This is a genomic window from Nocardia sp. N2S4-5 (assembly GCF_044628355.1).
Lineage (GTDB): Bacteria > Actinomycetota > Actinomycetes > Mycobacteriales > Mycobacteriaceae > Nocardia > Nocardia wallacei_B.
Window position 1 is genome coordinate 7587534 of sequence record NZ_JBIUPM010000001.1, and the last position, 17558, is coordinate 7605091.

The window sequence follows — 17558 nt, forward strand, 5'->3', positions numbered from 1 at the left end:
AACCGGCCAAGTGATCGCAGGGCATTACCGCCTGGTCGAGCGGATTGGTAGCGGCGGCACAGGCGTCGTCTGGCGTGCCGTCGACGAGCGACTGGAGCGCTCGGTTGCTATCAAGCAGATCCTCACTCAGCCCAGCCTGCCGGCGGGCGAGAAGGACATAGTGCGGCAGCGTGCCTCCCGCGAGGCCCGCAACGCCGCCCGCTTCCAGCACCCGAACGCGATCGTCGTCTTCGACATCACCGACCATGCGGGCGACCCGTGCCTGATCATGGAATACCTACCGTCGCAGAGCCTCGCGGTGGTGCTGTCCTCGCAGGGCACGCTGCCGTTACCGCAGGTGGCCCGCATCGGCGAGCAGGTGGCGTCGGCGCTGGTGGCCGCGCACCGGGCGGGCATCGTGCACCGCGATGTCAAGCCCGGCAACGTGCTGCTCGGCGAGAACGGCACGGTGAAGATCACCGACTTCGGCATCTCCAAGGCCAAGGGTGACGTCACCCTGACCGCGACGGGACTGATCTCCGGCACCGCGGCGTACCTGGCGCCCGAGGTGGCGCGCGGCGCCGAGCCGACCCCGGCCGCCGACGTATTCGCCCTCGGCGCAACGCTTTTCCACTCGCTCGAGGGTGAGCCGCCCTACGGCACCAACCCGAACCCGCTGGCGCTGCTGTACGCGGCCGCCAACGGGCAGTTGGGCGAGCCGCGCAACGCCGGGCCGCTGACCGATCTGCTGCTGTCGCTGCTGAGCTTCGATCCCGAGGATCGGCCCAGCATGACCGACGTCCGCGACCAGCTGGCCGATTTCGCCGAATTCGGCGACGGCGCCGAGAGCACCCGCATGCTCGCCACGCACCGGCCCGCCGCCCGTCGCGCCACCCGCACCCTGGACCGCCGCTCCGCCCAGGCCGACATCTCCACCGCGGAGATGATGGCAACGGCCGCAGCGGTTTCCGAGCCCGATCTGCCGCGCGTCCGCCCGATTCCCAACGGCTCCCATCCGGACACCCGCTCCCATCCCGTCCGCTCCGCCGAGCCCCCCGCGTCGTCCGGCGGCCGCAAGGCCCTGGTCTGGGGCGGCGTCGCCGCCGGCGTAGCCATCGTCGCCGCCGCCATGTACTTCCTGTTCTCCCCCGGCGGCACGAATCCTCCTTCCTCCGAGGCCGGTTCGGTCTCCACCTCCGCCCCGGCCCGCACCAGCGAGCCGAATACCGGCGCCCTCGGCCAGACCAAGAGCGCGGGTGCGGTGAACTCGACCCAGGCCATCGATGCGACTCAGGATTTCTACGAGACCCTGACGACGTCGGATCCGAGCAGTGCCTGGAACCAGCTGACCCCCGCCGCGCAGCAGGTGTACGGAAGCCAACAGGAGTTCCGGACCTACTGGCAGCAGAACCGGGTGATCGGCTTCAACACCATCGACGTGCAGGGCAGCGGTAGCGCCAACGCCGACGGCTCGGTCGATATCGGAGTCGCCAGCGTGACCTACAAGAGCGGGCAGAACAACTCCGTGACCCTGCGCTTGGTCAAGTCGAGCAACGGAAAGCTGCTGATCGACAGCGACACTCGCGCCTGACGCACGGGGTACCGCGAAGGTGTTGTGCCGAATAGGCTTTCGGCGTGAATACACGGGAGATGCTCAGGGCGGAGCGGGGCGAACTGGTTTCGCTGTTGCGTGAGTTGTCGGAGGGGGAGTGGGAGACGGCGTCGCTGTGTGCGGGGTGGCGGGTTCGGGATGTGGTGGCGCATCTGCAGACCGATACCGTGTCGCTGGTGACCTATCTCGGGTTCACGGTGCGGGGGCGGTCGGTGGATGGGATCAACGGGCTGCTGGTGCGTGAGTTCGGAGCGCGGCCTACCGAGGAACTGGTGGACCGGCTCGACGGACCGGGCGGGTGGTTCTCGCGCGTGGCCCCCACGCTCGCCCTGGCCGATATGTTCGTGCACCAGCAGGACATTCGACGTCCGCTCGGGCGACCGCGCGAGGTGCCGGCCGAGCGGCTCGCGGCGGTGCTGTCGCACCCCGATCCGTTCGCCTTCCCGCGCCGCTACACCCGCGGGCTGCGGTTCGTCGCCACCGACCTGGAATGGTCGCGCGGCGACGGCCCGGAGATTCGCGGGCCGGGTGAGGCGCTGGCCCTCGTTATGGTCGGCCGGCCCGCCGCCCTCGCCGACCTGGAGGGCGACGGCGTCCCGGTCCTCCGCGAACGTCTCGGCTGAACACACCCGGACAACGAGTTCCCCCGGTGCCCGCGGCGGGCGGCCGGAAAATCGCTGGCCGCGACCCGATAGTCTGGTAACCGGCCGGACGACCACCGGCACAACCCGACCACAGACAAGGACTCCGCGCCGCTATGACCTCCCGCATCGAGCTCGCCCGCGTCGATCTGCGCGGTCGTACTCCCTCCGCTGCCGAGCTGCGCACCGCGCTGCCGCGCGGGGGAGTCGACGTCGACTCGGTGCTGCATCAGGTGCGCCCGGTGGTCGAGGCGATCCGCGACCGCGGCGTCTCGGCGGCCCTGGAGTTCAGCGCGAAGTTCGACGGCGTGACCCCCGCCGCGATCCGGGTCCCGGCGGCCGAACTGGATCGGGCGCTGGCACAACTCGATCCGCGGGTACGCGCCGCGCTGGAGGTCGCCATCGAGCGCACCCGCCGCGTGCACGCCGACCAGCGCCGCACCGACACCACCACCGAGGTGGTGCCCGGCGGCACCGTCACCGAGCGCTGGGTGCCGGTCGAGCGGGTCGGCCTGTACGTGCCCGGCGGCAATGCCGTCTACCCGTCCAGCGTCGTGATGAATGTCGTCCCGGCGCAGGCCGCCGGGGTGGAATCGCTGGTGGTGGCCTCGCCGCCGCAAGCGCAGTTCGACGGCCTGCCGCACCCGACCGTCCTGGCCGCCGCGAGTCTGCTCGGCGTCGACGAGGTCTGGGCGGTGGGCGGCGCGCAGGCGGTCGCGCTGCTGTCCTACGGCGGCACCGACACCGACGGCGCCCCGCTGGCCCCGGTCGACATGATCACCGGCCCGGGCAATATCTACGTCACCGCGGCGAAGCGGTTGTGCCGCGGCCTGGTCGGCATCGACGCCGAGGCCGGACCCACCGAGATCGCGATCCTCGCCGACGCCACCGCCGACCCGGTGCACGTGGCCGCCGACCTGATCAGCCAGGCCGAGCACGACGTGCTCGCCGCCAGCGTCCTGGTCACCGACAGCGCCGAGCTGGCCGACGCGGTCGACACCGCGATCAACGCCCAGCTGGCCGTCGTCAAACACCACGAGCGCGTCGCGGAAGCGTTGTCCGGCAAGCAATCCGGCACCGTGCTCGTCGACGGCATCGATCAGGGCCTGCGTGTCGTGAACGCCTACGCCGCCGAGCATCTGGAGATCCAGACCGCCGACGCGCCCGCGGTCGCCGCCCGCGTCCGCAGCGCCGGAGCGGTCTTCGTCGGCGCCTGGTCGCCGGTGAGCCTCGGCGACTACTGCGCCGGATCCAACCACGTACTGCCGACCGCGGGTTGCGCCCGGCATTCGTCGGGCCTGAGCGTGCAGACCTTCCTGCGCGGCATTCACGTCGTGGAATACGGCGAATCGGCGCTGAAGGATGTGTCGGGGCATGTGGTGGCCCTGGCGAACGCGGAGGATCTCCCTGCCCACGGCCAGGCCGTGCGGGCCCGATTCGAGCAGCTCGGCTGAGACTCCGCGTTTCCCGGTCCCTCGCTCTCAGCTCCGGCTGCCCACCACCCGCAGTCGGGGCCGCGCCGCAAATCCGCCGGCGGTGGACCGATAGGCTGGTAGCTGGATCGATGCGGTCGAAACCGAAGGATTTCACACCCCCATGACACAAATCGACGCGGCCGGCGCGCCCGGGTCCCGGATCACCCTGGCGGACCTGCCGCTGCGCGACAACCTGCGCGGCAAGAGCCCCTACGGCGCGCCGCAGCTGACGGTGCCGGTACAACTCAACACCAACGAGAACCCGCATCCGCCGAGCCGCGCGCTGGTCGACGACGTGGCCGAGTCGGTCCGCGCCGCCGCCGCCGATCTGCATCGCTACCCCGACCGCGACGCCGTCGCACTGCGCACCGACCTGGCCGCGTACCTGACCCGCCAGACCGGCGTGCGGCTGGACGTGACCAACGTGTGGGCGGCCAACGGCTCCAACGAGATCCTGCAGCAGCTGTTGCAGGCGTTCGGCGGGCCCGGCCGCAGCGCGCTCGGTTTCGTGCCCTCGTATTCGATGCACCCGATCATCTCCGAGGGCATCGACACCGAGTGGCTGGAAGCCAAGCGCGATGCCGACTTCTCCCTCGATGTCGACTACGCGCTGGCCGCCATCGCCGAGCGCCGCCCCGACGTGGTCTTCGTGACCAGTCCGAACAACCCGACCGGGCACGGCATCCCGCAGGCGGACCTGGTCCGGATCCTGGACGCCGCGCCCGGCCTGGTGGTGGTCGACGAGGCGTATGCCGAATTCTCCGCCGCCCCCAGCGCCATCGAGCTGATCGACCGGTTCCCCGCGAAACTCGTGGTCAGCCGGACCATGTCGAAGGCGTTCGCGTTCGCGGGCGGCCGCCTCGGCTACCTGGCCGCCGCGCCCGCGGTGATCGACGCGCTGCTGCTGGTGCGGCTGCCCTACCATCTGTCGGTCGTCACCCAGGCGGCCGCGCGGGCGGCGCTGCGGCACGCCGACGAAACCCTCGCGAGCGTCGCGGAACTGGCGGCCCAGCGCGATCGGGTGGCGGCGGCGCTGCGCGAACTCGGCTTCACCGTGTCCCCGAGCGACGCGAACTTCCTGCTGTTCGGCCGCTTCGCCGACGCCCCGGCCGCCTGGCGGAAATACCTGGACCAGGGCGTACTGATCCGCGACGTCGGCATCCCGGCGCACCTGCGGGTCACGATCGGCCTGGCCGCCGAGAACGACGAATTCCTGCGGGTGAGCGAGAAACTCGCCGCGACGGAGTTGATCGGAGAATGACGACGACCATGAACCGCACCGCGCGGGTGGAGCGCACCACCAAAGAGTCCAGTATCGTCGTCGAGCTGAATCTCGACGGCACCGGCCGGACCGACATCGCCACGGGCGTGCCCTTCTACGACCACATGCTCACCGCGCTCGGCGCCCATGCCGGATTCGACCTGTCGGTGCGCGCCGAGGGCGACATCGAGATCGAGGCGCACCACACCGTCGAGGACACCGCGATCGTGTTCGGCCAGGCGCTGGGCCGGGCGCTCGGCGACAAACACGGCATCCGCCGATTCGGCGACGCCTACATCCCGATGGACGAGACCCTCGCCCACGCCGCGGTCGACGTCTCCGGGCGGCCCTACTGCGTGCACACCGGCGAACCGGATCACCTGCTGCACACCGTGATTCCGACCAACGGCCCCGGCGCCCCGTACTCCACGGTGCTGAACCGTCACGTCTTCGAGTCGATCGCGCTGAACGCCCGCATCGCGCTGCACGTGCGGGTGCTCTACGGCCGCGACCAGCACCACGTCACCGAGGCCGAGTTCAAGGCGGTGGCGCGGGCGCTGCGCGCCGCCGTGGAAATCGATCCCCGGGTGACCGGGGTGCCTTCGACGAAGGGAACGCTGTGACGGTTTCGGTCGCGCTGCTGGACTACGGGTCCGGCAATCTGCACTCGGCCAACCGCGCTCTGATCCGGGCCGGTGCCGACGTCACGGTGACCGCCGATCCGGAGATCGCCTTGGCCGCCGACGGCCTGGTGGTGCCGGGCGTCGGCGCGTTCGCGGCGTGCATGGCGGGCCTGCGCTCGGTGCGCGGGGAACGCATCATCGGCAAGCGACTCGCGGGCGGCCGCCCCGTACTCGGCATCTGCGTCGGCATGCAGATCCTGTTCGAACGCGGCGTGGAATTCGGCGTCGAGAGCGAGGGCTGCGCGGAATGGCCCGGAACCGTCGACCGCCTGCCCGCCGAGGTGCTGCCGCACATGGGCTGGAACACCGTGCGAGCGCCGGCCGACACCGTGCTGTTCGCGGGAATGGACGCCGACACCCGCTTCTATTTCGTGCACTCCTACGCCGCACGCACCTGGGGACTTCCCGACAACGGCACGCTCGCCCCGGCGAAACTCACCTGGGCCGAGCACGGTGGCCCGTTCCTCGCCGCCGTGGAGAACGGCCCGCTGTGCGCGACCCAGTTCCACCCGGAGAAGTCGGGAGACGCGGGCGCGCAACTGCTGCGCAACTGGATCGGGTCCCTGTAGGTCCCGGCAGTTCCGTGCCCGGCACGCCGGATACCACAGCGTGGGCGGATATCGGGCAACCACCGCTTATCGTCGTAACGACGTGAATCTCGGCACGGTGGAAAGGGACTGCGATGGGCGACATTCCGGCATTGCTGGCGACCGCGTTCGATCTCCCGACCTGGCTGCGGTACTGGTCGGCCGGCTGGGCCGACAGCGGCTCGGCCGGATCCTGAGCGCTCAGCTCGCCGGCTGGATCTGATCCACTCGCCCGGCCAGCCAGCGGCCGTCCACATTGTCCAGGAAGACGCGCATGCTGGAGCGGGTCGGCTGCGGCAGGCCCAGTGTGACGTCGCTGCGGGTGGATTGGTCGACGGTCACCAGGATCTCCGCGTGCTCGGGGTCGGAGGCCTCGGTGCGGCATTCGACCGTCTTCGCCTCGGCGATGGTGTGCGAGCCGGTGGCCCGCGCGCGGCGGTCGGCGGCGGAACTCTCGAACTGCTCGCGGAACGGCCCCGTGGAGCGGTCCAGCACCCGCTGGTCGTACTCGTCGTAGCGGTTGAAGTCGAAAGTGGTCAGCTGGCGGCCGAAGTCGCAGGCGGCCAGCTGAACCGGATCCGTGGGTGCCGCGGCCACCGGCGGGGTCACGACCAGCGCGGACACCGCGACCGCCGCCGGTGGCAGCGTAATCGCGAAGTGGCGCAGCGTGATCCGGAACATGACGGGAATCCTTGCTCGTCGACGGTGAACGGGAACTGGGCGTGCCCGCGACCCAGCCTACGCACGCACGGCGTGTGATCGGCCTCTCGTTCGCGGGGTCGGCACAGTCATCTTCGTATAGCCCGGCGACGGGCGGGGCAAACCTCGCGGTTGTCGCCACGCGGCCGCGACCGGCGTCCTATTTGCGCCATCCCGGCGCCGGGACCTCGGGCGCAGCCCAGTAGGCTGCGAGCGTGAGTCTTGTCTTGCTACCCGCCGTCGATGTCGCCAATGGTGAGGCCGTGCGCCTGGTTCAGGGGGAGGCCGGCAGCGAAACCGGCTACGGTTCGCCGCGCGAGGCGGCGCTGGCCTGGCAGCGGGCCGGCGCCGAATGGGTCCATCTGGTCGATCTGGACGCCGCGTTCGGGCGCGGCTCCAACCGGGAGTTGCTCGCCGAGGTCGTCGGCGAGCTGGATGTGCGCGTCGAGCTGTCCGGCGGCATCCGCGACGACGATTCGCTGAAGGCGGCACTGGCCACCGGCTGCGCCCGGGTCAATCTCGGCACCGCCGCGCTGGAGGACCCGCAGTGGTGCGCCCGGGCCATCGCCGAGTACGGCGACCGCATCGCCGTCGGGCTGGACGTGCGTCTCATCGATGGCGAGTACCGGCTGCGCGGCCGCGGCTGGGTCAGCGACGGCGGCGACCTGTGGGAGGTGCTGGAGCGGCTGGAGCGCGACGGCTGCGCCCGCTACGTCGTCACCGACGTCACCAAGGACGGCACTCTCACCGGCCCCAATCTCGAGCTGCTGGGCGAGGTCACCAACGCGACCGAGGCCCCGGTGGTCGCCTCCGGCGGCGTGTCCACCCTCGACGATCTGCGTGCCATCGCGGGTCTGGTGGGCGAGGGCGTGGAGGGCGCGATCGTCGGAAAGGCCTTGTACGCCGGGCGTTTCACGCTGCCCGAGGCGCTGGACGCGGTGCGCTGAGGCGATGAGTATCGATCGGGCCGGGCTGCTCGCCGTCGCCGGCGACATACTGGATTCCGTCACCCCGCGTTTCGTCGAGGGCGTCGGCGCGCCCAGCGCGGTCAGCAAGGGGCGCGGCGACTTCGCCACCGAACTGGATCTCGAACTGGAACGCACTCTCTCGGCGCAGCTGCGGGAGCAGACCGGAATCCCGGTGCACGGCGAGGAATTCGGTGGTCCCGAACTCACCTCGGGCACCGCCTGGGTGCTCGATCCGATCGACGGCACCTTCAATTACTCTGCGGGACACCCACTCTCGGGCATGCTGCTGGCGCTCGTGGACGGCGGCGAGCCGGTGCTGGGCCTGACCTGGCTGCCGCTGCTGGGCCGCCGCTATGCCGCCGCCGTCGGCGGTCCGGTGCTGCTGGACGGAAAACCGTTGCCGCCCTTGGAGTCCGGCCGGTTGTCCGAGGCGATGATCGGCTTCGGCGCGTTCAACATCGACAGCCACGGCCGCATCCCGGGCCGCTTCCGGTTCGATCTGCTCGGCGCGCTGAGCCGGCTGTCGGGGCGGCTGCGCATGCACGGCTCCACGGGAATCGACCTGGCGTTCACCGCTTCCGGCGTGCTCGGCGGGGCGGTCGTGTTCGGTCATCACCCGTGGGACAACGCGGCGGGCGTGGCGCTGGTGCGCGCCGCCGGGGGAGTGGTCACCGACCTGCGCGGCGAGCCGTGGACGATCACCTCGAAGTCGGTGCTCGCGGCGGCGCCCGGGGTGCACGGGGAACTGCTGGAACTGATCGACAGCGCGGTCGCCACCCGTCGGGGCGGCGGCACTGCCGGACCTTCGGAGAGGGCGCAATGACACTGGCCGTACGCGTGATTCCGTGCCTGGACGTCGACGCCGGCCGCGTCGTGAAGGGCGTGAACTTCGAGAACCTGCGCGACGCGGGCGATCCGGTGGAACTGGCCGCGGCCTACGACGCGCAGGGCGCCGACGAACTGACCTTCCTGGACGTCACCGCCTCCTCGGGCGACCGCGGCACCATGATCGACGTGGTGACCCGCACGGCGGAGCAGATCTTCATCCCGCTCACCGTCGGCGGCGGCGTGCGCACCGTCGAGGATGTCGACCGGCTGCTGCGCGCCGGCGCGGACAAGGTGTCGGTCAACACCGCGGCCATCGCCAACCCGGAGATCCTCCGCGAGATGTCGCAGCGGTTCGGGTCGCAGTGCATCGTGCTGTCTGTCGACGCGCGCCGGGTCCCCGACGGCACCGCGCCGACGCCGTCCGGCTGGGAGGTCACCACGCACGGCGGCAAGCGCGGCACCGGCCTCGACGCGATCGAGTGGGCACTGCGCGGCGCCGAACTGGGCGTGGGCGAGATCCTGCTGAACTCGATGGACGCCGACGGCACCAAGGGCGGTTTCGACCTGCCGATGATCGAGGCGGTCCGCAAGACGGTGTCGGTGCCGATCATCGCCAGCGGCGGCGCGGGGCGCGTCGAGCACTTCGCCCCGGCCGTGCGCACCGGCGCCGACGCGGTGCTGGCGGCCAGCGTCTTCCACTTCGGCGATCTGACCATCCCGCAGGTCAAGGACGCGATGCGGGCCGAGGGCATCGTCGTCCGCTGACGGGCGGGCAGGGCCGCGTCGATATACCCGGCCGCATTGATATAAAGGTCTGCATGAGTCTGGATCCCGCCATCGCCGCCCGCCTCAAGCGCAACGAGGCCGGGCTGGTCGCCGCGATCGCGCAGGAGCGCGGCTCCGGGGACGTGCTGATGATGGCGTGGATGGACGACGAGGCGCTGGCGCGGACCCTCGCTACCCGCAAGGCGACCTACTTCTCCCGTTCGCGGCAGCAACTGTGGGTCAAGGGCGAGACGTCCGGGCACACCCAGTACGTGCACGAGGTGCGCCTGGACTGCGACGGCGACACCGTGCTGCTGCTCGTCGACCAGGAGGGCGCGGCCTGCCACACGGGCACGCACACCTGCTGGGACGGCGATGTGCTGCTGACCGACCAGACCTGACCCGCGCCTACTCCTCGCCGTCGTCCGGACTCGTCCGGCCGGATCGTCCGATGCCCCGGGCCAGTCCGGCGTCGAGCTGCGCCACCAGCAACTCGCCGAGTTCCACCAATTCCTCGGTCCGCGTGTCGTCGAGCCCGTCGAACACCAGGCCGCGCACCGCCTCGAGATAGCCGGGACGGGCCTCCTCGACCTTCCGGTAGCCCGCTTCGGTCAGCACCGCGTGAGCGCCGCGCCGACCGCGCATGGACTCGCGTTTCGCCCAGCCGAGCCGTTCCAATTTGGTGACCACGTGCGACAGTCGAGATAGCGATGCATTTGCCTTAGAGGCAAGTTCGCTCAACTGCAGGCGATGGCCGGGTTCTTGGGTCAGCAGTTCCATGACGAAGTACTCGAAATGCGTTACGCCGGACTCGCGTTGCAGCTGGGTATCCATCGCCGCTGGTAGCCGAGTCGTCAGCGCGACAAGAGTCCGCCAAGCTCGCTGTTCGGTGGGATTCAGCCACTTCGTCACATCGCGCCCTCTCACTGCAGCCGCGTGACAAACCTTCGTTAGCTGAGCTAGCGATCATTGAAACTTCAAATCGGTCACCGGCAGAGCACCAAGTTTGCCATGATTTCGCTCGATGGTCACGGCTCAGGTTTATGACGTGACAGCTATCACGTGGCTTCAGTGCAGGGGAGGGTCCTCGCGCGGGCCGGGCGGGCCCGGTCGCGGCGATGCCGGTGTGGTGTCGACCGGCTGCGCGAGCCCGGACCGCTTGGCCGCGCGGTGGGTGCGGTACTTGCGGCGCAGGACCATGAACACCACGAGCGCGAACAGGACCGCGGCGACGATCGCGGCGGTCAGCGACGCGCCGCGGAAGCCGGGCGCGTCCACGTCCAGCACACGCTCACCCGCGTGCGCGGCGCTGCTGCCGCCGAGCACGATGGTGAGCGTCATGAGATTCGGCAGTGCCGCGACGAGCGCGAGCACCGCGGCCGCTCCGGCGAGGAACCGTCCCGCGCGCCGCCGCCAGGACAGCACGGCGAACAACAGAAGAAGCAGCGGGATCAGGGTGCACAGGAAGCCCAGGGCCAGCCCGGACCAGATGCCCTGGGCGAAACTGCCGTGGCCGGACATGCTCGCGACGCGCTGCGCCCACCAGCGTGGAATGAACGCCGCGAGGATGAAATAGGCGACGACGAGCACCACGGCCACGGCCAGCAGTGCCAGGATCCGATTGCGCCAGGTGGTCGAGGCGGGCTTGTGGCCGGCCGTTTGCTCCACACTCCGCGAAGTCATAGCAACAGCGTATGTGCAGGGCCGGGTGCCGGGGAACGACTCGCCCCGGCGTTTCGGATCAGCTGTTTCGTGAACGCAGGAAGGCCAGGGCGGTATCGGCGTGCACGTTCGCCCGGAGTTCGCCGGTAATCACCTTCAGGACCGTGCGATCGGTGTCGATGACGAAGGTCTGCCGCTTCACCGGCATGAGCTTGCCGAGCAGGCCGCGCTTGACGCCGAACCGCTCGGCGACCGCGCCGTCGCTGTCCGACAGCAGGGGGTAGCCCAGCCGCTGCTTGTCGTCGAAGCCGGCCTGGGTGTCCACCGAATCGGTGCTGATGCCCGCGCAGGACGCGCCCAGGGCGGCGAATTCGCCTGACAGATCACGGAAGTGGCAGGCCTCCGCGGTGCAGACCGGGGTGTTGGCGGCGGGGAAGAAGAACAGCACCAGCGGTCCGTCGGCGAGCAGGGTGTCGAGGGACCGCGAGATTCCGGACTGGTCGGGTAGATCGAACTGGGGAGCGCGCTGGCCTTCCTTCATAGGATGCGACAGTACCGGGCACAGTGGGCGCCCGGTACCGCGCGAGGCGTGCGCTCAGACGCCGAGGAGCGCGGCGACTTCGGGATTCTTGACCGCCATGACGTCGAGAATGCCGTGTGCCTTCAGGAACGGACGCAGTTCCTTGATGCGATCGGAGTGCTCGGCGTACTCGTCGGGGAAACGGTGGCGGTCCAGGTTCTCGATCGCCTTCACATAGGTGACGAAGGAGGCCAGGGCGTTGTACTTGCTCGGATTCTGCCCGCTGGAGTACTGGCCGGCATTCCCGGGCCGAGGCGGCTGGCCGGGCGCGGAACCGTGCATCATCGGGTGACCTCCGTGGCGTGAACCCTCCGGTGCGACCGGCTGCGAGGGGTACATCTGTGTCGAACTCCTCTCGAAATGGGGAATACCGCGTGCGACTCGAGCCCGGAGGGTACCCGGGTGCCGGGTCCACGGTTGCTCTTCGCCGAAGTTATTCGGGGCGACCCGCGACCGGGCTGGCCGGGGTGTCCATATCGTGTCCTTTCCAACCTGGAATGATGGACGGATGCACGGCGCAGCGACCGACCGTCCGGGGACCACCGACACCACCACCCGCGAGCAGTTCCGCGCGCTCGCGGCCGAGCACCGGGTGGTACCGGTGATCCGAAAGGTCTTGGCGGACTCGGAGACTCCGCTGTCGGCCTATCGCAAGCTGGGTGCCGAACGAGCCGGCACGTTCCTGCTGGAGTCGGCGGAGAACGGGCGATCGTGGTCGCGCTGGTCGTTCATCGGCGCCGGTAGTCCCAGCGCGCTGAGCGTGGTCGACGGCGAGGCCGTCTGGCTGGGCGCCACCCCCGCCGACGCGCCCTCCGGCGGCGACCCGCTGGCCGCGCTGCGCGACACCCTGGAGTTGCTGCGCACCGAGCGGCTGCCCGGCCTGCCGCCGCTGACCGGCGGCCTGGTCGGCTACCTCGGCTACGACGCCGTGCGGCGCATGGAGCGACTGCCCGAGCTGACCGTCGACGATCTGCGGCTGCCCGAGATGGTGCTGCTGCTGGCCACCGATCTCGCCGCCTTCGACCACCACGAGGGCGCGATCACGCTGATCGCCAACGCGGTCAACTGGAACGGCACCGACGAACGCGTGGACGAGGCCTACGACGACGCGGTGGCCCGCCTCGACCGGATGACCGCGGCGCTGGCCGCCCCCGCCGAGTCGACGGTATCGGTGTTCGACCGGCCCGAACCGGAATACCGCCGCCAGCGCACCGCCCAGGAGTTCGGCGCGGGCGTCCGCCGGCTGGTCAAGGAGATCGAGGCCGGCGAGGCGTTCCAGGTGGTGCTCTCGCAGCGGTTCGAGATGGACTATGACGGCAGCCCGCTGGACCTCTACCGCATGCTGCGCGCGTCGAACCCGAGTCCGTACATGTATCTGATGCACATCCCGGACGGCAGCGGCGGCACCGCCTTCTCGATCGTGGGTTCCAGCCCGGAGTCGCTGGTGACGGTGAAGGACGGGGTGGCCACCACGCACCCGATCGCCGGCACCCGCCCCCGCGGCGCCGACGAGGAGGACGACTTGCTGCTGGAGAAGGGCCTGCTGGCCGACGAGAAGGAGAACGCGGAGCATCTGATGCTCGTCGACCTGGGCCGCAACGATATCGGCCGGGTGTGTGAACCGGGGTCGGTGCGGGTCACCGAGTATCGGCACGTGGAGCGCTACAGCCACGTCATGCACCTGGTGTCGACCGTGTCGGGCCGGTTGGCGGCGGGCAAGATCGCGCTCGACGCGGTGCGGGCGTGTTTCCCCGCGGGCACCCTGTCCGGCGCGCCGAAGGTCCGGGCGATGGAGCTGATCGAGGAGCTGGAACCGACCCGCCGCGGCGCCTACGCCGGGGTGGTCGGCTATCTGGACTTCGCGGGCGACGCCGACACCGCGATCGCCATCCGCACCGCGCTGCTCAAGGACGGCACCGCCTACGTGCAGGCCGGTGCGGGCATCGTCGCCGACTCGGATCCCGAGTACGAGGACGCCGAATCCCGCAACAAGGCCATGGCGGTCCTCAAGGCCATCGCCGCCGCCCAGACCGTCCGTGCCTGCACCCCCGACCATCCCGACGGTGCACCGCGATGAGTTCTCCGGAATCCGAACCCGCCCAACCTGTTACGGAGAAGCGCAAGTACCCCGTCGGCCCGGCGCTGCTGCTGCTCGTGGGCGCGGCCGCGCTGTGGGCCGCGTCGCGGATGACGTGGGTGACGCTGGAGTCCTCCGATGGTCTCACCGAGGCGCGCACTCAGCATCTCAACGGGGGTGTCTGGTTCGGGGCGCTGACGCCGTTGTCGCTGGTGCTGCTGGCGGCGATCGCCGCGATCCTCGCCGGCCGGGGCTGGCTGCGCCGGCTGCTCGGCGTGGTGGTGGCGGTGCTGGCCGCGGTGGCCGCCGTGCCGGGCTTCGCGCTGCTGACCGGCCACACCGCGACGGCCGAGCGGGCCGCCCGGCTGGCCGAGTTACCGGCCCGCGCACACGTGGACCAGGTGACGACCTCGACGTTCCCGGCCGTGCTGACCCTGATCGGCGCGCTGGCGGCCTTCGTGGCGGGCGTGCTGCTGGCGCGGATGCCCGAGACCACCGCGCGGCTGTCCGGCAAGTACGACAACCCGGTGTTCCGACGCGCCGCGGCGGCGGATCAGGTTGCGGCGCAACAGGCCCGGGAGCGCGCGGCGGGCGACGCGACCACTGCGGCGTCGGGCACGGGCTCGACGGCCCCCGACCAACTGTCCGAGCGCGTGCTGTGGGATGCCCTCGACGCCGGCACCGACCCCACCGACGACGAGCCGGGAAGGTGAGCATTATCCCCTTCCGGGCGGATGCGACGCAGAACACCCCGGCGTCAGAACTTGGAGCACAGCCATTTACCCTTTATCAGCATCGGTGAGACAGCGCCTGGGGGGATTCTCAGGCAGCAAGTCCGTCTCCCCAGAAAGGATTCGAGCCAGATGACGGTACTCGACTCGATTCTCGACGGGGTCCGCGCGGATGTGGCCGCTCGGGAAGCCCTCCTGGATTTCCAGGCGGTCAAGCAGGCCGCCGCCGCGGCGCCCTCGCCGCGCAACGCGTACGCCGCACTCCATCAGGACGGTGTCGGGGTCATCGCCGAGGTGAAGCGGGCCAGCCCCTCCAAGGGCGAGCTGGCCGACATCACCGACCCGGCCAGTCTGGCCAAGGCCTACGAGGACGGCGGCGCGCGCATCATCAGCGTGCTGACCGAGGGCCGCCGCTTCAACGGCTCGCTGGACGACCTGGACGCGGTCCGCGCGGTGGTCGACGTGCCGATCCTGCGCAAGGATTTCGTCGTCGGCCCGTACCAGATCCACGAGGCCCGCGCGCACGGCGCCGACGTGATCCTGCTGATCGTCGCGGCGCTGGAGCAGGACGTGCTGTCCTCGCTCATCGACCGCACCGAATCGCTGGGCATGACCGCGCTGGTGGAGGTGCACACCGAGGAGGAGGCCGACCGCGCGCTGGAGGCCGGCGCCTCGGTCATCGGGGTCAACGCCCGCAACCTCAAGACCCTCGAGGTGGACACCGACGTGTTCGCCCGTATCGCGCCCGGTCTGCCGACCGAGGTCATCCGCGTCGCGGAGTCCGGCATCAGCGGCACCGCCGATCTGCTCGCCTACGCCGGTGCGGGCGCCGACGCCGTGCTGGTCGGCGAGAGCCTGGTGACCAGCGGCGACCCGCGTGCCGCGGTCTCCGAGCTGGCGACCGCCGGGACGCACCCGTCCTGCCCGCGGCCGCTGCGCCGGGGTGCGGCACGATGACCCGGACCCGGGAGTCGGGCGCGGGTGAGCTGCCGCAGGCGAGCGTCGGTGTCACCCAGCGCAGCCACGAACCGGATCTCGGCGGCCACTTCGGCGCGTACGGCGGCCGGCACGTGCCGGAGGCGCTGATGGCGGTGATCGAGGAGGTCACCGCCGAATACGACAAGTGCCGCGTCGACCCGGACTTCCTGGGCGAGCTGGACCGGTTGCAGCGCGACTACGCCGGTCGCCCGTCGCCGGTGTTCGAGTGCACCCGGCTGGCCGAGCACGCCGGTGGCGCGCGCATCCTGCTCAAGCGGGAAGATCTGAACCACACCGGTTCTCACAAGATCAACAATGTGTTGGGCCAGGCGTTGCTGGCCAAGCGGATGGGGAAGTCCCGCGTCATCGCCGAGACCGGCGCCGGTCAGCACGGCGTCGCGACCGCGACCGCGTGCGCGCTGCTCGGCCTGGAGTGCATCGTCTACATGGGCGCCGTCGACACCGCACGGCAGGCGCTCAACGTGGCCCGGATGCGGCTGCTGGGCGCCGAGGTGGTGTCGGTGACGACCGGCTCGCAGACGCTCAAGGACGCCATCAACGAGGCGCTGCGCGACTGGGTCACCCACGCCGACGACACCTACTACTGCTTCGGCACCGCCGCCGGGCCGCATCCGTTCCCGCTGCTGGTGCGTGACTTCCAGCGCGTGATCGGGCTGGAGGCGCGGGCGCAGGTGCTGGACCGGACCGGGCGCCTGCCCGACGCCGTAACCGCTTGTGTCGGTGGGGGTTCCAACGCCATCGGGATCTTCCACGCCTTCATCGACGACCCCGAGGTCCGGCTGATCGGTTACGAGGCGGCCGGTGACGGCGTCGAAACCGGCAGGCATGCCGCGACTTTCACCGGTGGACGGCCGGGCGCGTTCCAGGGCGCGTACTCGTACCTGCTGCAGGACGAGGATGGCCAGACGATCGAATCCCATTCCATCTCAGCGGGTTTGGACTATCCGGGAGTGGGCCCCGAGCACGCGTTCCTGAAGGACATCGGCCGCGCCGAGTACCGGCCGATCACCGACACCGAGGCGATGGACGCGCTGCTGCTGCTCTCGCGCACCGAGGGCATCATCCCGGCCATCGAGTCGGCGCACGCGGTGGCGGGCTCGCTGCAACTGGGCCGTGAACTGGGCGAGGGGGCGATCATCCTGGTCAGCCTGTCCGGTCGCGGCGACAAGGACATGGATACCGCCGCCAAGTGGTTCGGCCTGTACGGAGAGGACGACAAGTGAGTCGCCTGGGCAGTACCTTCGCCGACTGCCGCGCCGAGCATCGCGCCGCACTGGTCGGCTACCTGCCCGCGGGCTACCCCGATCTCGTCGGTTCCATCGCCGCCTGCACCGCCATGGTCGAATCCGGTTGCGACATCATCGAAGTCGGCATCGCCTACTCCGATCCGGTGATGGACGGGCCCACCATCCAGGCGGCCGCCGAACAGGCGCTGCGCGGCGGCGTGCGGGTGCGCGACGTCTTCTCGGTAGTCGAGGCGATCAGCAATTCCGGCGGCAAGGCCGTCGTGATGACCTACTGGAATCCCGTGCTGCAGTACGGCGTCGACCGTTTCGCGCGGGATCTCGCCACCGCCGGCGGGCTGGGCCTGATCACCCCGAACCTCATTCCGGAAGAGGCCGAGGAATGGATCGCCGCCGCCGAGGAGCACGATCTCGACCGCATCTTCCTGGTGGCGCCGTCCTCCACCGAGGAGCGACTCGCCAAGACCATCGAGGCCAGTAGCGGTTTCGTGTACGCCGCCTCCACCATGGGCGTCACCGGCGCCCGCGCCGCCGTCTCCTCGGCGGCCCCCGCCCTGTGCGCCCGCATCCGCACCCACTCCGACATCCCGATCGGCGTCGGCCTCGGCGTCCGCAGCGGCGCCCAGGCCGCCGAAATCGCCGCCTACGCCGATGGCGTGATCGTCGGCTCGGCCCTGGTCTCCGCCGTCGCCGAAGGCCTCGACCAGGTTCGCGCCCTCACCGCCGAACTGGCCCAGGGCGTCCGCTCCACCCCGGTCGCCTCGTAA

The 17558-nt window shown here is 70.5% G+C and carries 20 protein-coding genes; 15 read left to right on the forward strand and 5 right to left on the reverse strand.

What is annotated here, in order from left to right; genetic code table 11:
* Positions 1-10: 10 nt before the first annotated feature.
* From ACFMRZ_RS35080 to hisH, 6 genes are all read left to right on the forward strand, one after another.
* Positions 11-1570: a serine/threonine-protein kinase gene (locus tag ACFMRZ_RS35080; protein WP_400182477.1), complete on the forward strand. Its 1560-nt coding sequence runs from the start codon at positions 11-13 to the stop codon at positions 1568-1570.
* A 59-nt stretch (positions 1571-1629) separates the two neighbouring features.
* Positions 1630-2214 (forward strand): maleylpyruvate isomerase family mycothiol-dependent enzyme, encoded by a 585-nt coding sequence (locus ACFMRZ_RS35085; protein WP_400183048.1) that lies wholly within the window; start codon positions 1630-1632, stop codon positions 2212-2214.
* A 134-nt stretch (positions 2215-2348) separates the two neighbouring features.
* Positions 2349-3686, forward strand: a complete 1338-nt coding sequence (gene hisD, locus ACFMRZ_RS35090) for a histidinol dehydrogenase (protein ID WP_400182479.1) — start codon at positions 2349-2351, stop codon at positions 3684-3686.
* Between the two features lie 142 nt (positions 3687-3828).
* Complete coding sequence (locus ACFMRZ_RS35095; RefSeq protein WP_400182480.1) at positions 3829-4968, forward strand: histidinol-phosphate transaminase; 1140 nt, start codon at positions 3829-3831, stop codon at positions 4966-4968.
* Positions 4965-5591, forward strand: coding sequence for an imidazoleglycerol-phosphate dehydratase HisB (hisB, locus tag ACFMRZ_RS35100; RefSeq protein WP_280276120.1), 627 nt, complete (start codon positions 4965-4967; stop codon positions 5589-5591). Before ACFMRZ_RS35095 ends, hisB begins: the two co-directional genes overlap by 4 nt.
* Positions 5588-6220, forward strand: coding sequence for an imidazole glycerol phosphate synthase subunit HisH (gene hisH / locus ACFMRZ_RS35105; protein ID WP_400182481.1), 633 nt, complete (start codon positions 5588-5590; stop codon positions 6218-6220). Before hisB ends, hisH begins: the two co-directional genes overlap by 4 nt.
* 219 nt (positions 6221-6439) lie before the next feature.
* Here the strand turns inward: hisH and ACFMRZ_RS35110 are convergent, their stop codons facing one another.
* Positions 6440-6919 carry a hypothetical protein gene (locus tag ACFMRZ_RS35110; protein WP_280276122.1) on the reverse strand — a complete coding sequence of 160 codons (480 nt, stop codon included), beginning with the start codon at positions 6917-6919 and terminating at the stop codon, positions 6440-6442.
* Between the two features lie 233 nt (positions 6920-7152).
* Here ACFMRZ_RS35110 and priA point away from each other — a divergent pair, with 233 nt between their 5' ends.
* The 4 genes from priA to hisI are packed head-to-tail and all read left to right on the forward strand — an operon-like array spanning position 7153 to position 9899.
* A complete protein-coding gene (gene priA / locus ACFMRZ_RS35115) occupies positions 7153-7884 on the forward strand; it encodes a bifunctional 1-(5-phosphoribosyl)-5-((5-phosphoribosylamino)methylideneamino)imidazole-4-carboxamide isomerase/phosphoribosylanthranilate isomerase PriA (RefSeq protein WP_400182483.1) in 732 nt (243 codons plus the stop codon).
* Positions 7885-7888: 4 nt separating this feature from the next.
* Positions 7889-8728 carry an inositol monophosphatase family protein gene (locus ACFMRZ_RS35120; protein ID WP_280276124.1) on the forward strand — a complete coding sequence of 280 codons (840 nt, stop codon included), beginning with the start codon at positions 7889-7891 and terminating at the stop codon, positions 8726-8728.
* Positions 8725-9498: an imidazole glycerol phosphate synthase subunit HisF gene (gene hisF, locus ACFMRZ_RS35125; RefSeq protein WP_400182484.1), complete on the forward strand. Its 774-nt coding sequence runs from the start codon at positions 8725-8727 to the stop codon at positions 9496-9498. Before ACFMRZ_RS35120 ends, hisF begins: the two co-directional genes overlap by 4 nt.
* A 53-nt stretch (positions 9499-9551) precedes the next feature.
* Complete coding sequence (hisI, locus tag ACFMRZ_RS35130) at positions 9552-9899, forward strand: phosphoribosyl-AMP cyclohydrolase (protein ID WP_280276126.1); 348 nt, start codon at positions 9552-9554, stop codon at positions 9897-9899.
* A gap of 7 nt (positions 9900-9906) precedes the next feature.
* On the opposite strand, the gene ACFMRZ_RS35135 is transcribed toward hisI, so the two are convergent.
* The 4 genes from ACFMRZ_RS35135 to ACFMRZ_RS35150 all read right to left on the reverse strand — a co-directional run bounded on the left by ACFMRZ_RS35135 (position 9907) and on the right by ACFMRZ_RS35150 (position 12025).
* Positions 9907-10410 carry a MarR family winged helix-turn-helix transcriptional regulator gene (locus ACFMRZ_RS35135; protein ID WP_400182485.1) on the reverse strand — a complete coding sequence of 168 codons (504 nt, stop codon included), beginning with the start codon at positions 10408-10410 and terminating at the stop codon, positions 9907-9909.
* A 156-nt stretch (positions 10411-10566) separates the two neighbouring features.
* Positions 10567-11181, reverse strand: coding sequence for a permease (locus tag ACFMRZ_RS35140; RefSeq protein ID WP_280276128.1), 615 nt, complete (start codon positions 11179-11181; stop codon positions 10567-10569).
* 58 nt (positions 11182-11239) lie between these two features.
* The gene (locus ACFMRZ_RS35145; protein ID WP_280362714.1) at positions 11240-11701 is read right to left on the reverse strand and encodes a peroxiredoxin; all 462 of its coding nucleotides are present in this window, start codon (positions 11699-11701) and stop codon (positions 11240-11242) included.
* A gap of 54 nt (positions 11702-11755) precedes the next feature.
* Positions 11756-12025: a hypothetical protein gene (locus tag ACFMRZ_RS35150; RefSeq protein WP_280276130.1), complete on the reverse strand. Its 270-nt coding sequence runs from the start codon at positions 12023-12025 to the stop codon at positions 11756-11758.
* 223 nt (positions 12026-12248) lie between these two features.
* On the opposite strand from ACFMRZ_RS35150, the gene ACFMRZ_RS35155 reads away from it, so the two are divergent.
* From ACFMRZ_RS35155 to trpA, 5 genes are all read left to right on the forward strand, one after another.
* The gene (locus ACFMRZ_RS35155) at positions 12249-13817 is read left to right on the forward strand and encodes an anthranilate synthase component I (protein WP_400182486.1); all 1569 of its coding nucleotides are present in this window, start codon (positions 12249-12251) and stop codon (positions 13815-13817) included.
* The gene (locus tag ACFMRZ_RS35160; RefSeq protein ID WP_280276132.1) at positions 13814-14530 is read left to right on the forward strand and encodes a TIGR02234 family membrane protein; all 717 of its coding nucleotides are present in this window, start codon (positions 13814-13816) and stop codon (positions 14528-14530) included. The genes ACFMRZ_RS35155 and ACFMRZ_RS35160 overlap by 4 nt, the downstream gene beginning before the upstream one ends.
* 150 nt (positions 14531-14680) lie before the next feature.
* Positions 14681-15505 (forward strand): indole-3-glycerol phosphate synthase TrpC, encoded by an 825-nt coding sequence (gene trpC, locus ACFMRZ_RS35165; protein WP_400182487.1) that lies wholly within the window; start codon positions 14681-14683, stop codon positions 15503-15505.
* Positions 15502-16770 (forward strand): tryptophan synthase subunit beta, encoded by a 1269-nt coding sequence (gene trpB, locus ACFMRZ_RS35170; protein ID WP_400182488.1) that lies wholly within the window; start codon positions 15502-15504, stop codon positions 16768-16770. Before trpC ends, trpB begins: the two co-directional genes overlap by 4 nt.
* Complete coding sequence (gene trpA, locus ACFMRZ_RS35175) at positions 16737-17558, forward strand: tryptophan synthase subunit alpha (protein WP_400182489.1); 822 nt, start codon at positions 16737-16739, stop codon at positions 17556-17558. Before trpB ends, trpA begins: the two co-directional genes overlap by 34 nt.

Bases quoted from the DNA above. Each gene is read 5' to 3' on its own strand.
- ACFMRZ_RS35085 (WP_400183048.1), top strand. From the start codon at position 1,630: ATGCTCAGGGCGGAGCGGGGCGAACTGGTTTCGCTGTTGCGTGAGTTG.
- hisD (WP_400182479.1), top strand. From the start codon at position 2,349: ATGACCTCCCGCATCGAGCTCGCCCGCGTCGATCTGCGCGGTCGTACT.
- ACFMRZ_RS35095 (WP_400182480.1), top strand. From the start codon at position 3,829: ATGACACAAATCGACGCGGCCGGCGCGCCCGGGTCCCGGATCACCCTG.
- hisB (WP_280276120.1), top strand. From the start codon at position 4,965: ATGACGACGACCATGAACCGCACCGCGCGGGTGGAGCGCACCACCAAA.
- ACFMRZ_RS35110 (WP_280276122.1), bottom strand. From the start codon at position 6,919: ATGTTCCGGATCACGCTGCGCCACTTCGCGATTACGCTGCCACCGGCG.
- ACFMRZ_RS35120 (WP_280276124.1), top strand. From the start codon at position 7,889: ATGAGTATCGATCGGGCCGGGCTGCTCGCCGTCGCCGGCGACATACTG.
- hisF (WP_400182484.1), top strand. From the start codon at position 8,725: ATGACACTGGCCGTACGCGTGATTCCGTGCCTGGACGTCGACGCCGGC.
- hisI (WP_280276126.1), top strand. From the start codon at position 9,552: ATGAGTCTGGATCCCGCCATCGCCGCCCGCCTCAAGCGCAACGAGGCC.
- ACFMRZ_RS35140 (WP_280276128.1), bottom strand. From the start codon at position 11,181: ATGACTTCGCGGAGTGTGGAGCAAACGGCCGGCCACAAGCCCGCCTCG.
- ACFMRZ_RS35145 (WP_280362714.1), bottom strand. From the start codon at position 11,701: ATGAAGGAAGGCCAGCGCGCTCCCCAGTTCGATCTACCCGACCAGTCC.
- ACFMRZ_RS35150 (WP_280276130.1), bottom strand. From the start codon at position 12,025: ATGATGCACGGTTCCGCGCCCGGCCAGCCGCCTCGGCCCGGGAATGCC.
- ACFMRZ_RS35155 (WP_400182486.1), top strand. From the start codon at position 12,249: ATGCACGGCGCAGCGACCGACCGTCCGGGGACCACCGACACCACCACC.
- ACFMRZ_RS35160 (WP_280276132.1), top strand. From the start codon at position 13,814: ATGAGTTCTCCGGAATCCGAACCCGCCCAACCTGTTACGGAGAAGCGC.
- trpC (WP_400182487.1), top strand. From the start codon at position 14,681: ATGACGGTACTCGACTCGATTCTCGACGGGGTCCGCGCGGATGTGGCC.
- trpB (WP_400182488.1), top strand. From the start codon at position 15,502: ATGACCCGGACCCGGGAGTCGGGCGCGGGTGAGCTGCCGCAGGCGAGC.